This window comes from Bacteroides intestinalis (genome assembly GCF_003464595.1).
Taxonomy (GTDB): Bacteria; Bacteroidota; Bacteroidia; order Bacteroidales; family Bacteroidaceae; genus Bacteroides; species Bacteroides intestinalis_A.
On the sequence record NZ_QRZF01000002.1, the window covers coordinates 95,979 to 111,242 of the forward strand.

8 protein-coding genes and 1 pseudogene are annotated in these 15,264 nt (G+C 43.2%); 6 read left to right on the top strand and 3 right to left on the bottom strand.

Annotated elements, in window-relative coordinates:
- Positions 1 to 47: 47 nt before the first annotated feature.
- The 4 genes and pseudogenes from DWW10_RS02780 to trxB all read left to right on the top strand — a co-directional run bounded on the left by DWW10_RS02780 (position 48) and on the right by trxB (position 6,121).
- Positions 48 to 1,779 (top strand): annotated as a pseudogene (locus DWW10_RS02780) (DUF4091 domain-containing protein).
- Positions 1,780 to 1,909: 130 nt separating this feature from the next.
- Entirely contained in the window at positions 1,910 to 4,411 is a 2,502-nt protein-coding gene (locus DWW10_RS02785) for an FtsK/SpoIIIE family DNA translocase (protein WP_022394387.1), read from the top strand.
- Positions 4,412 to 4,425: 14 nt separating this feature from the next.
- A complete protein-coding gene (gene lolA1, locus DWW10_RS02790) occupies positions 4,426 to 5,070 on the top strand; it encodes an outer membrane lipoprotein periplasmic chaperone LolA1 (protein WP_022394386.1) in 645 nt (214 codons plus the stop codon).
- A gap of 100 nt (positions 5,071 to 5,170) precedes the next feature.
- Positions 5,171 to 6,121 (top strand): thioredoxin-disulfide reductase, encoded by a 951-nt coding sequence (gene trxB / locus DWW10_RS02795; protein WP_022394385.1) that lies wholly within the window; start codon positions 5,171 to 5,173, stop codon positions 6,119 to 6,121.
- A 96-nt stretch (positions 6,122 to 6,217) separates the two neighbouring features.
- Here trxB and DWW10_RS02800 read toward each other — a convergent pair whose 3' ends face one another.
- The 3 genes from DWW10_RS02800 to DWW10_RS02810 form a co-directional block, all read right to left on the bottom strand.
- Positions 6,218 to 8,662, bottom strand: a complete 2,445-nt coding sequence (locus DWW10_RS02800; RefSeq protein WP_118421056.1) for a glycoside hydrolase family 20 protein — start codon at positions 8,660 to 8,662, stop codon at positions 6,218 to 6,220.
- A 90-nt stretch (positions 8,663 to 8,752) separates the two neighbouring features.
- The gene (locus DWW10_RS02805; protein WP_118222702.1) at positions 8,753 to 9,454 is read right to left on the bottom strand and encodes a Crp/Fnr family transcriptional regulator; all 702 of its coding nucleotides are present in this window, start codon (positions 9,452 to 9,454) and stop codon (positions 8,753 to 8,755) included.
- Positions 9,455 to 9,714: 260 nt separating this feature from the next.
- Positions 9,715 to 11,904, bottom strand: coding sequence for a glutamine synthetase III family protein (locus tag DWW10_RS02810; protein WP_007666314.1), 2,190 nt, complete (start codon positions 11,902 to 11,904; stop codon positions 9,715 to 9,717).
- A 514-nt stretch (positions 11,905 to 12,418) separates the two neighbouring features.
- Between DWW10_RS02810 and DWW10_RS02820 the strand changes: the two genes are divergently transcribed.
- Together DWW10_RS02820 and DWW10_RS02825 are read left to right on the top strand one after the other, a co-directional pair.
- Complete coding sequence (locus DWW10_RS02820; RefSeq protein WP_259320411.1) at positions 12,419 to 14,521, top strand: DUF5686 family protein; 2,103 nt, start codon at positions 12,419 to 12,421, stop codon at positions 14,519 to 14,521.
- Between the two features lie 210 nt (positions 14,522 to 14,731).
- Complete coding sequence (locus DWW10_RS02825) at positions 14,732 to 15,256, top strand: hypothetical protein (RefSeq protein ID WP_147350450.1); 525 nt, start codon at positions 14,732 to 14,734, stop codon at positions 15,254 to 15,256.
- Positions 15,257 to 15,264: the final 8 nt, after the last annotated feature.

Consider the following 15,264-nt stretch of genomic DNA (forward strand, 5'->3'; position numbering starts at 1 on the left):
AAATATATTTAGAAAAACGAGAAACTTTAAACTAATAATTGCAGTCTATGATAAAGCTCTTATTCCTGGGAACTTTTTTGTTCTCTACAGTATGCCTGAATGCTCAAGATACGGAATCTTATCAGGAAGCCCCCAATCCAGTAGCCGTCAATCCGGTTTTATGGTCTGAAGTGAAAGCCCCGCAAGTCAGTTGGGGAAGTACGGACGTACGGTATAAGAAGGAAGAACCTGCTGCTGTTTCCGGAATAAAGAAAAGTATTAATCTCACAGCCTGGAAAGGTGAAAAAGTATCTGCCCAACTGGTAGTGTGGACTCCTGAAACATTAAACAATCTGACTTTCACTGTCAGTGATCTGACTTCCGGCTCCGAATCCATTAGTAAAGACGATATTCGGACTAGTTTTGTACGCTATGTTATGACCGATGAACTGAACAAGGATGGATTGGGGGCATGTGGCTATCGCAACAGTGTCGACTTTGACTCTACTCTGGTAGCGGATGTACTCGATCATCTTACCCCTTCTCTGGTGATTCCTGCCAACTCAGCCCAAGGAGGTTGGATCAGTGTTCGGGTGCCGCAGCATGCTGAAGCAAGAAAATATACGGGAACGGTTACCGTGCGAAACGGAGATACTGCTTTGTCTGAATTGAAACTGACTGTCAATGTAAAGAACCGCATCCTTCCTGTTCCTTCCGAATGGGCTTTCCATCTGGACCTATGGCAGAATCCCTATGCTGTTGCACGCTATTATGGTGTGGAACCATTCAGTGACAAACATTTTGAACTGATGCGCCCATTGATGAAGTTGTATGCCGATGCAGGCGGGAAAGTGATTACCGCTTCCATCATGCACAAGCCTTGGAACGGGCAGACGTATGATGCTTTCGAGAGCATGGTCACCTGGCTGAAGAAGGTCGACGGTACCTGGTATTTTGATTATACGGTGTTCGATAAATGGGTGGAGTTTATGATGAGCACAGGTGTCAGGAAGCAAATCAGTTGTTTCTCTATGGTACCTTGGCGACTTTCTTTCCAGTACTTTGACCAGGCGAGCAATTCATTCAAATATCTTAATGCCAAGCCGGGAGAAGCTGCTTACGAAGAGTTCTGGATAACGATGCTGAAATCGTTTGCCCAACATCTGAAGAAAAAAGGATGGTTTGAGATTACTCATATCGCTATGGATGAACGTCCCATGAAAGACATGCAGGAAACATTAAAAGTGATCCGCAAAGCTGACAAAGATTTTAAGGTTTCACTGGCCGGAACTTATCACGCTGAATTGGTGGATGAACTGGATGATTATTGTATTACGATTGCCGAGAGATTTCCGCCTGAAACGATTGATTCACGCCGTGAAGCCGGAAAAGTAACCACTTATTATACCTGCTGTTCGGAACCTTTTTAGCCCACCTGCCGAAGCCGAATGGCTGGCATGGCATAGCGCTAAAGAAAATCTGGATGGTTATCTGCGTTGGGCATTGAATAGCTGGGTGAAAAATCCGTTGCAGGATAGCCGTTTTACCGCGTGGGCGGCAGGGGATACTTATCTGATCTATCCCGGTGCTCGTTCATCCATCCGCATGGAGCGTCTGACCGAGGGTGTGCAAGCTTTTGAAAAAGTGCGTATTCTGAAAGAAGAATTTAAGAAGAAAGGTAATAAAGGTGCTATTAAGAATATTGAGAAAATATTGCAAATGTTCGACGAGCGGAGTTTGGGAGAAATTCCGGCAGCTACTGCTGTAAACAAAGCCAAAGGGGTAATCAACAGATATTGATAGACATCTGGCAGAAAGATTGGTTGATACCTCTTCTCCATTCGGAGAATCTTTAGAAGGTAAGGTTATAAAAAGAGCAATATTTTTATTACTTTTGCACCAATCTATCATTTACTAAGGAATTATATTCATGGCTAAGAAAAATTCAATTAAAGATACGGAACAAACTCTTTCCTTGTTTGGTAAAATAAGGGCAATCTTTAAAAACGAAACCATTCACTTTGTTATTGGCTTGATACTGGTCATCTTTTCAGTATATTTGCTATTAGCTTTTTCTTCGTTCTTCTTTACGGGAGCGGCGGATCAAAGTATTATTGACTCGGGCAGTGCGCAGGAACTGGCTTCTACCAATAATGGAGTGAAAAACTATGCCGGTTCGCGCGGTGCACAGTTAGCAAGCTATCTTATTAACGACTGCTTCGGTATCTCGTCTTTCTTCATTCTTGTGTTCCTTGCAGTGGCGGGACTGAAGTTGATGCGTGTGCGTGTGGTTCGGCTTTGGAAGTGGTTTATCGGATGCTCGCTATTGCTCGTCTGGTTTTCTGTCTTCTTTGGATTCGCTTTTGTGGAGCAATACAAAGATTCTTTCTTATATCTGGGCGGTATGCATGGATACAATGTCAGCAATTGGCTGGTGTCGCAAGTGGGCGTGCCGGGCGTTTGGATGATTCTGTTGGTGACTGCTATCTGTTTCCTTATCTATATCAGTGCACGTACCGTGATCTGGTTACGGAGGCTGTTTAGCCTCAGTTTCTTGAAGCGCAAACAGAAAGAAGAAGAAGAGAAAGGCGAAACACCGGAAGAGTTTACAGATTCCTGGACGGCGAAAGGAAAGAAGAAACCTGCTCCTGTTCCTGATGTGGCGGAGTCTGATACGAAAGAAGAAGAAACTCCCATTGAGGTTTCTGAGCCGGTAATAGAACCGGAAAATGAAATAACACTGGATTTAGGTGGTATTACAGAACCCCAACCTGTCAAGGCAACAGGGGAAGAAGTTTCTATGATTATTGAAACTCCAGTCTCCGATCCTGCTCCTTCTCTTCATGAGAAACCTGCAGCGGTAGAACCTACTTTTGAAATAGAAGCTGCAGAGGATGATGACGAATATAAAGGTCCGGAAAAGGAACCTTATAATCCTCGTCTTGATCTGGAAAATTATCGCTATCCTACTGTCGATTTGATGAAGCATTACGATAATGCCGAGCCGACTATCGACATGGCGGAACAGAATGCCAATAAAGACAAGATTATAAATACGTTGCGCAGTTTTGGTATTGAAATCAGTACGATCAAGGCAACGGTGGGGCCTACGGTGACGCTGTATGAAATCACTCCCGAACAAGGCGTGCGTATCTCTAAAATTCGTGGTCTGGAAGATGATATCGCCCTTAGCCTTTCGGCATTGGGTATTCGTATCATTGCACCGATTCCGGGAAAAGGAACAATTGGTATTGAAGTGCCGAACTCTAATCCGAAAATCGTTTCCGGACAGAGTATCATCGGTAGTAAAAAGTTCCAGGAGTCTACTTATGACTTGCCGGTTGCCTTGGGTAAGACGATTACCAATGAAGTGTTCATGGTAGACCTCTGTAAGATGCCGCATATGCTGGTGGCCGGTGCCACAGGTCAAGGTAAGTCTGTCGGCCTGAATGCCATTATTACTTCTTTGCTTTATAAAAAGCATCCGGCTGAACTGAAGTTTGTGTTGGTAGACCCGAAGAAGGTAGAATTCAGTATCTATTCGGTGATTGAACATCATTTCCTTGCCAAGCTGCCCGATGGAGAAGATGCTATTATTACAGACGTAACCAAGGTAGTGCAAACGTTGAATTCTATCTGTATAGAGATGGATACCCGTTACGACTTATTGAAAGCTGCACATGTGCGTAATATTAAGGAATATAATGAGAAGTTTATCAATCGCCAGTTGAATCCGGAAAAGGGGCATAAATTCATGCCTTATATAGTAGTGGTGATCGATGAGTTCGGTGACTTGATAATGACGGCAGGTAAAGAGGTTGAATTGCCTATTGCCCGTATAGCCCAGTTGGCGCGTGCGGTGGGTATTCATATGATTATTGCTACGCAGCGTCCGACAACGAATATCATTACCGGTACGATCAAGGCGAACTTCCCGGCGCGTGTTGCGTTCCGTGTATCTGCCATGATAGACTCTCGTACTATTCTCGACCGTCCGGGAGCTAACCAGCTGATCGGACGCGGTGATATGTTGTTCCTGCAGGGAGCTGATCCCGTGCGTGTGCAATGTGCCTTTATCGATACACCGGAAGTGGCGGAAATCACGAAGTTCATTGCCAAGCAACAAGGATATCCTACTGCATTCTACTTGCCCGAATATGTCAGTGAAGATGGCGGAGGTGATCTGGGAGATGTGGATATGGGACGTCTGGATCCGTTGTTCGAAGATGCTGCCCGTCTGATTGTTATTCATCAGCAAGGTTCTACTTCATTGATCCAACGTAAGTTTGCCATCGGTTATAATCGTGCAGGACGCTTGATGGATCAATTGGAAAAAGCCGGAATTGTGGGACCTGCGCAAGGCAGTAAAGCGCGTGAAGTGCTTTGTGTCGATGAAAATGACCTGCAAATGCGTTTGAACAATTTACTGTAAATCGTGTTAAACTAATGATGAAGAATGTTCTTTTAATCTGTATCTGCCTGTTCGGTCTGGCATTGCCGCTTTCGGCACAGAAAGTGGATGCCAAAGATATATTGGACCGTACAGCTACTGCCTTCCGTCAGGCGGGAGGTATTCAGGCTGATTTTACGGTTCAGACGTATGCTAAAAGTACCTTGCAAGGAAGTTCTGCAGGAACTATCCGTTTGAAAGGAGAAAAATTCCTGTTGGATGCCGATGGCGTGAAGACTTGGTTTGACGGTCGTACGCAATGGAGTTATCTTACTAACAGTGACGAAGTGAATATCTCCGAACCTACTCCCGAAGAGTTGCAAAGCATTAACCCTTATGCCTTATTGTCTATTTATAAACAAGGATATCATATGAAGTTGGGTAAAGCTGATGCTTATGGGGGTAAACCTGCTTATGAAGTGATACTGACAGCTTCTAACAGAAAACAGGATTTGCAGTGTGTTATTATCTATGTAACAAAAGATACTCTTCAACCTCTGTGTATCAGTATGACTCAGAAGGGTGGGAATAGCGTAGCTATCCGCATTACATCTTATAAAACAGGAGAATCTTACAACGATAATCTTTTCACTTTCGACAAGAAGGCGTATCCGACTGCCGAAGTGATTGATTTAAGATAAAGGTATATACCTTACCATTTACAATCTGAAGATTGTGCTACGGATGGTAAACAAAGAGTTTTTTCAATCGTAAATTGTAAATTGTTAAATTGTAAATAGAATGATGGAAACAGAAAAAGTAAAATGTCTGATTATAGGTTCTGGTCCAGCCGGTTATACTGCAGCTATTTATGCAGGGCGTGCCAACCTTTCTCCGGTGCTTTATGAAGGATTGCAGCCGGGTGGTCAGTTGACAACTACTACAGATGTGGAGAACTTTCCCGGTTACCCGGAAGGTGTCAGTGGCCAACAATTGATGGATGACTTGCGCAAGCAGGCAGAACGTTTCGGTGCAGACCTGCGTTTCGGTATTGCAACAGCTTCCGACCTGAGTGCAGCTCCATATAAAGTGACGATTGATGAAGAAAAAGTGATTGAAACAGATACGTTGATTATCGCTACAGGTGCTACCGCTAAATATCTGGGACTGGATGATGAAAAGAAATATGCTGGTATGGGTGTCAGCGCTTGTGCTACTTGTGACGGCTTCTTCTACCGCAAAAAGGTAGTGGCAGTAGTGGGTGGTGGTGATACGGCTTGTGAAGAGGCTGTATACCTTGCCGGACTGGCTAAAAAAGTTTATCTGATTGTGAGAAAACCTTTCTTACGTGCTTCTAAGATCATGCAGGAGCGTGTGATGAAGCATGAGAATATCGATGTACTGTTTGAACATAATGCCGTAGGTTTATTTGGAGAGAACGGTGTAGAAGGTGTTCATCTGGTGAAGCGTATGGGTGAACCGGATGAAGAACGTTATGATCTGGCTATCGATGGATTCTTCCTGGCTATCGGTCATCAGCCGAACTCGGATATCTTCAAGGCGTATCTGGATACGGATGAAACAGGTTATATCATTACAGAAGGCGACAGTCCTCGTACGAAAGTGCCGGGTGTGTTTGCGGCCGGTGATATTGCTGATCCGCATTATCGTCAGGCTATTACGGCGGCAGGTAGCGGTTGTAAGGCGGCACTCGAGGCTGAGAGATATCTTTCATCCAAGTGTCTTCTCTAAATTTGTATTGTGCAAGAGAAGCTTCTCAGGTGAGTAGCAGAATAGTATAAAAAGAAAGCTCCGGATTGTGAATGACAATTCGGAGCTTTCTTTTTATTAATATACTTCTATCTCATCTACATATAAGTCTGAAGGAATAATATCTTCCGGTGAATCTTTCCGGCAGTCGATGCCATTACGCAGTGTTCCACCACTCTTCAATGTCACTTTGATGTAACGTGCTTCGGTAGGCGTACATTCCAGCGTGTCGGTGAACATTTTTCTGCCATGCTCCGGATATTCGCGAGTGTAGGATGCCTGAGCTATTTCCTTGAATTCCTTACCGTCAGTTGATACCTCTACGCGGGCTGCACTTGCAGGCAGAACACGGAAAGCAGGATTATAAAGTGTACCGAAAACGACCTTACTGATAGTGACCGGTTTCTCCATATCTACAGAGAATACGAGTTCATTGTTGTTTTTCTCGTTCAGCTTAAAAGCCACCCACGGTGTGAAAGAAGCGATATTACCTCGTTTCCCATTGGTCAATCCCAGTGTAGTGGTATCTGTGCCCAATACATCGTTTTCTCCGAAGATATCGCCACTCATCCAACCCCAATGAGGAGTGGTAGTGTATCGTTTTCCGCTTATCAGGTTTGCATACAGTTTTTTACCGTTTACTTTCCCCAGCATCTTACCATCTTTGAAGGCAGCTGCCTGTAAGTCTATATTGCCTTCCCAAATAAAAGGTTGTGTGTAAAGTTCGGATTTGGCAGTCGGCACACTTCCGTCCGTTGTGTATCTGATTTCGGCATCCGGATAGAATGTTTCCAGCACGGCTTTCAATGTGCCGTCGTATACATGGGTGTTGATGTTTACATCAAAGAAATTACGGCAAGCTTTCACATTGATAACGTCCATACGTTCGAAATCTTCTACCATGCGGTTCCGGAAACTGTTCCAGTCTTTTCTGCTGTTCTGCGTCCAGCCCGTTTCTGCCAAGGCTACGGCACGGGGGAATGCTTGGTAGTCACGGCGTTCGTCATTCTGCATATATTCGTTCCAGATATTACCTTGTACACCGATAATATGTTTCTTTATTAATTCTTCCGCATCATCGGGGACGGGATTATAACTATATGTTTTCTTGAGTGTGTTATATCCGCCGATAGTAGTCGGTGCAGTTTCCGGTTCCTCCTGGTACTGGTCCAGATAAGCGTACGGGCTTGGAGTCATAATTGCATCGTGTCCGGCTTTGGCAGCAGTGATGCCGCCTTCTACACCGCGCCAGGACATGACTGTTGCATTGGGAGCCAGTCCGCCTTCCAGAATTTCATCCCAACCTATAATGTTCCGTCCTTTACTGTTGAGGTATTTCTCTATACGGGTGATGAAGTAACTTTGCAGCTTTTCTTCTTTCGTATGCTTCTTACCGTCAATGGCATTCGGAGTGGTGTCGTCTTTCAAACCTAACTCTTTGATTAATCCTTGGCAATGTGTGCATTTCATCCAGGCATCCTTGGGACATTCGTCACCGCCGATATGAATATATGAACTGGGGAACAATTCAATAACTTCATCCAATACACCTTCCAGGAATTGGAATGTTTCTTCTTTGGGACAGAAGACTTCTTCGAACACACCCCATGTGCCGGTTACTTCGTATGTCGTATCCGGTCTGCAAGACAGTTCAGGGTAGGAGGCAAGTGCTGCAATGGCATGTCCCGGCATTTCTATTTCGGGAATGACAGTGATATACTTACTTGCTGCATAGGCTACTATATCTTTAATTTCCTCTTGGGTATAGTATCCGCCATGTTCTTTTCCATCGAAGATTTGCGGCCAGTTTACATAGTAGTAGTCTATCAGTGTCTCTTTCCGTTTTGAACCTACTTCCTGTAGTTTCGGGTATTTCTTGATTTCTATTCGCCAGCCCTGGTCATCTGTCAGGTGGAAGTGGAAAGTATTCATCTTATGCATGGCAAGCATATCGATGAATTTATAAATATAGTCGGTAGTGGAGAAGTGACGGCAAACATCCAGCATCAAACCACGGTAAGGAAAACGGGGGGCATCTTCTATTTCGACAGCGGGCAGAGACCAGTTAGCACGTTTCACTGTTGTTTTTCCATAAACAGCAGGCGGCAACAGTTGGTACATAGTCTGTACTCCATAAAAGAAACCGTTGGGATGGGATGCTGAAAGGGTGATTTCATTTGGAGTGATAGAAAGCTTATATCCTTCTTTAGGCATTCCATTTTCCGTAACGAAACGTATATCAGGTTGTTCCGGATTTTCTTGCGGATTATTTTGCAAAGAGATACCGGAGGTCAGCTGGATACGGGCGATCAGGCTGTCTGCAATGGCTTGTACTTCCGGAGTGCAACCGGCAGTGGTGACAGATACTTTATTACTCAGTTGAAAACGTCCCTCTTGAGGAGTCATTTGATTGGGCATCGGAACGATGTTATACTCATTCACTACCTCTTTTTGATTTTGCTGACAGCCGGAGGAGGCACACAGCAGGCTTGCTAATAGCAAAGCACTTAATCCTTTTTTCATGGCATTTATGTGTGTTAAGTTTATAAATAGGGCAAAACAGAAGAGAGGAAAAACAATAATTGCCTTTAGGGGGAAGACAATCACTATCCTTTATCCTATTTTACTTATTTTCTTCAGTTTTTCCTCATCGATGACCTTTATTTTCCGTCCGTCAATCGTGATCAGACGTTCGGTAGCGAATTGTGATAAGGTACGGATAGCGTTGGAGGTTGTCATATTAGACAGGTTTGCCAGATCTTCGCGTGACAGATAAATACTGAGGGTAGAACCGTCTTCTTCCAGTCCATAACTTTCTTTGAGGAAAAGAAGCGATTCAGCCAGTCTTCCACGAATATGTTTCTGTGTCAGGTTGACAGTACGTTCGTCGGCAATACCCAGGTCGATGGACAATTGCTTGATGAAGAACATGGCAAGATCATTGTTTTGTGTAACCAATGTTGTAATAGCGCTCATTGGTATCAGGCAAATAAGAGAGGGTTCGAAAGCAGCAGCAGCAGTAACATAGTCTTCTTTGGCAAAATAGGCGCGATAACCGAAATATTCTACAGGCTTAATCATGCGGATAATCTGGCTTCTGCCGCCAACACCATCCTTGTAAATCTTGACCTTTCCGTTCAAGAGGCACATAAGGTATTTCGGGGTCTCACCTTCGCAGTGAATGACCTCATTTTTCTTATAATTCTGGAGCGTAAAATGGTTCGCGAGAAATTCCCGCTGCTCTTCATTCAGGGGCTCCCACATATCGGCTATCAGCTCCGGAACATTCACGTCTGACAAATTCATTTTTACCATAACTGCTGCAAAACTGTGTTATACAGCACAAATGTAAAAAGAAAAAATTAAATATTGCACAAAAGACACGAAAAGATGCAGTAATCGGGTAGGAATTTTCAAATATGGAATTAAGTGACAAGCTACGGGATACAAGCTACAAGTAGCTTTCGGGATGTGAGTGTAAGCTACTATATAATAGTTTTCAGGCTTATAGCACAGCAACTTGTGCACTGATAGCTCATAGCTCGTCACTTAATTTAGCGCGTAGCGCTAAATTATCATTTTGTGAACAACAATTCCCTATATTTCGGCAACGGCCAAATCTCGTCGTCAACCTCCATTTCAAGGTGATCGATATGATCACGTATCTTTTCCAGATACGGACGTACATTTTCTTCGTAGGCAAAAGCCTTATCTTTGTAGCTATCCATATGATTGGCCACTTTACGGGCTTCGGTCATTTCGCGTACAAGGACTTTGATAGCAGTTACACGCTTGGAAATTTCCCGTATCAGTTCTTTACGATCGGCACTTAGTACTTCGTATTCTTCAGGAGAGAAGATTTCTTTGAGTCCGAGCAGGTTCTCCAGCAGGCGGTTCTGGTAGCTGACTGCTATGGGGACAATATGATTGATGGCCAGGTCACCCAATACGCGGCTTTCAATTTGCACTTTCATGGTGTATTTCTCCAATTCTACTTCCAGACGACAGGCGAGCTCCGTTTCATTAAAGATACGTTCGCCGATCAATACCGAGCGGGATTGGTTGTCCATATAGTGCATCAGAGCTTCGGGTACATGGCAAATATTAGTCAGTCCGCGGCGGGCAGCTTCTTCTTTCCATTGGTCAGAGTAACCGTCTCCTTCGAAACGGATAGCTTCGGAAGCGATGATAGTCTCTTTCAGGATGCGGAAAATAGCTTCATCTTTACCAATTCCTTCTTCCATCAGTTTGTCGATGGATGCTTTGAATTCATTCAACTGGTTGGCCATGGCAGCATTGATGGCAATCATGGCAGCTGCGCAGTTGGATGACGAACCGGCTGCACGGAATTCAAAACGATTGCCGGTGAAAGCAAACGGAGAAGTACGGTTACGGTCTGTCGTGTCGAGAAGGATTTCCGGAATACGTCCGATTCCCAACTTAAGAGTTGTTTTTTCTTCGGCAGTCATTTTATCGTCTCCTACCTGACGTACGATATCATCCAGAGTGGCAGATAATTGTCTGCCCAGGAATATGGATAAGATAGCGGGGGGGGCTTCATTGGCACCTAAACGGTGACTGTTACCTGCACTCATTATAGAAGCACGCAGCAAATTCTGATTCTTATAAACCATCATTAATACGTTCACCAGGAAAGTGAGGAAAAGCATGTTTCCTTTTGGATTCTTACCGGGAGCGAAAAGGTTGATTCCGGTATCGGTACAGAGTGACCAGTTATTGTGTTTTCCCGAACCGTTAACACCACTGTAAGGTTTCTCATGCAACAACACGGCAAAGTTATGTTTACGAGCAATACGCTTCATCAGGTCCATTACCAACTGATTATGATCATTGGCAAGGTTTGCATTCTCAAAGATTGGAGCCAATTCAAATTGGTTGGGAGCAACTTCGTTATGGCGTGTTTTTGCCGGAATTCCAAGTTTGTGGCATTCTATTTCCAGCTCTTTCATGAAAGCTGTTACGCGTGGGGGGATAGAACCGAAATAGTGGTCTTCCAACTGTTGGTCTTTTGCAGACGAATGTCCCATAAGCGTGCGTCCGGTCAGACAAAGATCGGGACGGGCATTGTATAGGGCGGAATCTACCAGGAAATATTCCTGTTCCCATCCCAGATTCGTGAATACGCGGGTTACATTCTTATCGAATAACTGGCATACTTCCGTGGCAGCCTTGTCCACAGCACCCAGTGCTTTTAATAATGGAGTCTTATAGTCCAGTGCTTCACCGGTATAAGAGATAAAGATTGTAGGAATACACAATGTGGTATCTACAACGAAAGCGGGTGAAGAGACATCCCAGGCGGTATATCCGCGAGCTTCAAACGTATTACGTATGCCTCCGTTAGGGAAAGAAGAAGCGTCCGGTTCCTGCTGAATCAGTAATTTGCCGGAGAAACGCTCGATTACATTTGAATTTTCTCCAAATTCGATAAAACCGTCATGTTTTTCGGCAGTACCATCCGTCAGTGGCTGGAACCAGTGAGTGTAATGAGTGACATTCAGGGATTTTGCCCAACTCTTCATACCGTTTGCTATCAGGTCGGCTATTTCGCGACTGATAGGGGTGCCTTTTTCTATGGCATCTGTCACAGCTTTGTAAGCTTCCCGGGGTAAGTACTCCTGCATTTTTTTACGGTCAAACACATGGCTTCCGTAATAATCGGATAATTTGTTCGAAGGGGTAGTAACTTCAAGAGGGCGTCGGTTGGCGAGCTCTTGCAAGGCGTAGAATCTCATTTTTGACATACTTGTCTTCCTTTTGTTGATTGTTGGGCGCAAAATTATATGTTTTTTCTGAAAGTACCCCTATTTTTTAGGGGGTATTCTTGAAAATAATGCAATTTTTCTTGCAAGTACCCCCTGAAAAGAGTGGTTTGTTTTGTAAAGTGTGAAAATTGTGATATTTGTTGTTTCTATTCTCTGGAGTATCAATGCTGTATTGGAGCCAGGTCTGGTCCGTACCAACTCCGTGTCTATACACTTGGACTTGACACGGAGTTGGTACGGTCTTGACACGGGGTTGGTACGGGCTTGGTCTGGATTAGGTGTGTATTTGGTATGTATTAAAAAAAAGGCTATTCCTTCGTTTTACAACCTTTTTTTCTATATTTGTCCCAACTAATTTGAGGATTTACGTTTGAAACATCTAATATATATATGGATAGGGCTCGGACTTTTATTTTCCGTTTTTCAAAAGGCCAATGCAGAAAATGCGGTCGATGAGCGGGATAAGCAGTTGCAACATCTGGCGGACTCTGTGATGGAACGGGTTTTCTATTTCGCACCCTTTTATGCAAATATAGTGGAAAGCTATAATGCGGAACTCTATATAAAAGGAAAGGTGAATGTGAAAAAGCGGAATTTCATTATTCATTATTTGCCTACCATGTTCCGTACCAGGAAAGGTATGCATGAATATATGATGGAAACATATAGTGAACTCCACTTCACTGCTCCCAATCGTTATGAACAGGAAGTGAAGGCAAGTATGGGAACTACTAAAGGGTTCTGGGAAGCTGACGGGCGCTTGATGGAGCATTTTCACATAAATATTTATTCTTCTACGTTGCTATATGATAAACTCCTCTCCCCTTTAGCTTCGGATGCCAGAAAATATTACACCTATTTTGTGGATTCTATTATGGGAGATTCTCATAATCGTCAGTATAAAATTCGTTTCATGCCTAAAAATAGAAGCTATCAGTTGGTGGGTGGATATATGATTGTGAATACTGATGTATGGAGCATACGTGAAATCCGCTTCTCCGGACGTTCTGAGATGTTTCGCTTTACTAATCTACTGAAAATGGGTGAAGTAGGAGAGTCTGATGAATTTTTGCCTGTGAAATATGATGTTACAGGCACTTTCCGTTTATTGGGAAATTTGATAGACGGAAGTTATGTGGCAACACTTAATTATCGGGACATCCGTCAGCGCAAACCGGCCCATCTGACGCGGAAAACGGGTTCCAAATATGATTTATCGGGAATTTATAAAATGACTGCGGTACCTGATGCATACCGCTACGATACGGCTCATTTCAATCGTATACGTCCTATTCCTCTGACTACCCATGAACAGGAACTTTACCGTACTTATTCTCAACTTAACGACTCTACCCCTGTCAAGAAGCGAAAGGTGTTTTGGGGCCACTTGGGAGATGCGATGATAGATTACTATACCGTGGATCTGAATAATTACGGAAGGCTTCGCGGTTCGCCTATTATCAATCCTTTTATGTTCGGTTATAGTGCGTTGAATGGGCTTTCCTATCGCCAGACATTAAGGTATAACCAGTTGTTCTCAGGTGATCGGCGTTTGCAGATTTCCCCGGGAGCAGGTTATAACTTTAAACAGAAAGAATTTTACTGGCAGGTGAGGTCGAGTTTTGATTATAATCCTCGTAAAGGGGCTTCTTTGTATGTGGAGTTTGGTGACGGTAATCGTGTTTATAGTAGTGCCATATTGGATGAACTGAAGGATATTCCGGACAGTATTTTTGATGTGAGCAGGCTTCGGCTGAATTATTATAAGGATCTTTATCTCACCATGAGACATAGTTGGGAGATTGTCAATGGTTTGACATTGGATTTGAATCTCTCCATGCACCGACGTAGGGATACGGCGAAAGGTAAGGCTACGGTGATAGATTCCTCTACTTCTTCCACTGCTGAATCCGAGCAGCCTTCCGCACCACCTGACATTGATGAGGAGGTATTGGACAAGTTGCCCCGTGTTTATAATAGTTTTGCTCCGGGAATACGCTTGACATGGACACCGGGACAATATTATTATATGAATGGTAATCGAAAAGTAAATCTTCATTCCAAATATCCTACAATATCATTGGATTGGGAACGAGGATTCAAAGGGGTATTGCCTAATTCTAATAACTATGAACGCTTTGAAATAGACTTACAGCATACCATTCCATTGGGATTGATGCGTGACTTTTATTATCGGTTGGGCTGGGGTACTTTTACAGAACAAACCGGAGTTTATTTTATTGATTTTGCGAATTTCCGGCGTACGAATCTTCCGACAGGTTGGAATGACGATTTTGGCGGAGTTTTCCAATTGCTTGACAGGTATTGGTATAATTCCTCGCGCAGATATTTCAGGGGGCATGTCACTTATGAAGCTCCCTTCCTGATAATTCCTCATTTAAATAAAATAAGCCAATATGTACTGAATGAACGACTTTATTTTGGGGCTTTGTTTGTTCCTCGTCTGAAACCTTATATTGAAGTGGGTTATGGTATCGGTACGCATGTCTTTGATTTTGGCTTTTTCGCCGGCTTTGAAAATTGGAAGTATAAAGAAGTGGGTGTAAAATTTACGTTCGAATTGTTTAATAGGTAATTGGAAAGGGATAATTATTTACATTTTTGTTTTGCTGGCTACTTGCTTAATTTTTTACTGATTTTTTGAGGCTTTTGCTTGTTTTTTAAATATTATATATATATTTGCAATATCTTTATTTTTAGGCGAATATTGAAGAATCTCTTAGAGTTTCTTATCAATAGGTAGGGATAAAATCTGGTAGTTAATCAATATCTAAGTAGGGTTTAAGTGATGGATATTTTGTTTAATTATATTTCTGCTTTGCTCTGGGGAATATTAATAGGATTAATATTCTCAGGTTTTGTGATGTATATTGCTCATAAAATATGTGGCATTTCTTATTTGATAAGCGGACTCATAGGGGCCTTTCTGCTATTCTTTATGACTTTTCAGTTTACAGCATTGATCGGCGCTAATAAAACAAAAAAATATGTAGAAAATGTGGTTACTTCGGCACAGACTGTTGGTGAGAATATTGACTGGACAATTGTTAAGGATAAATATTCATTGCTGAAGCCTTATTTAGGCGAAGTAGAAATGAGCTCTGAAAATGTAATGAATATAAAAACCATGATCACTGATAGTATAGACAGGTATATTTGGCGACGTTTTGGATGGATTGTGGGAGGAATATTAGTCGCATTCGGTGTGATGATTGGTGGTGGGGCGATGGAGGCAAACCGAGTTTCTAATCATCGTAGGCGTACTTCCGGTACACATCGTAATAATCGAGGGCATCGGACCAGAAGATGATAAATGAT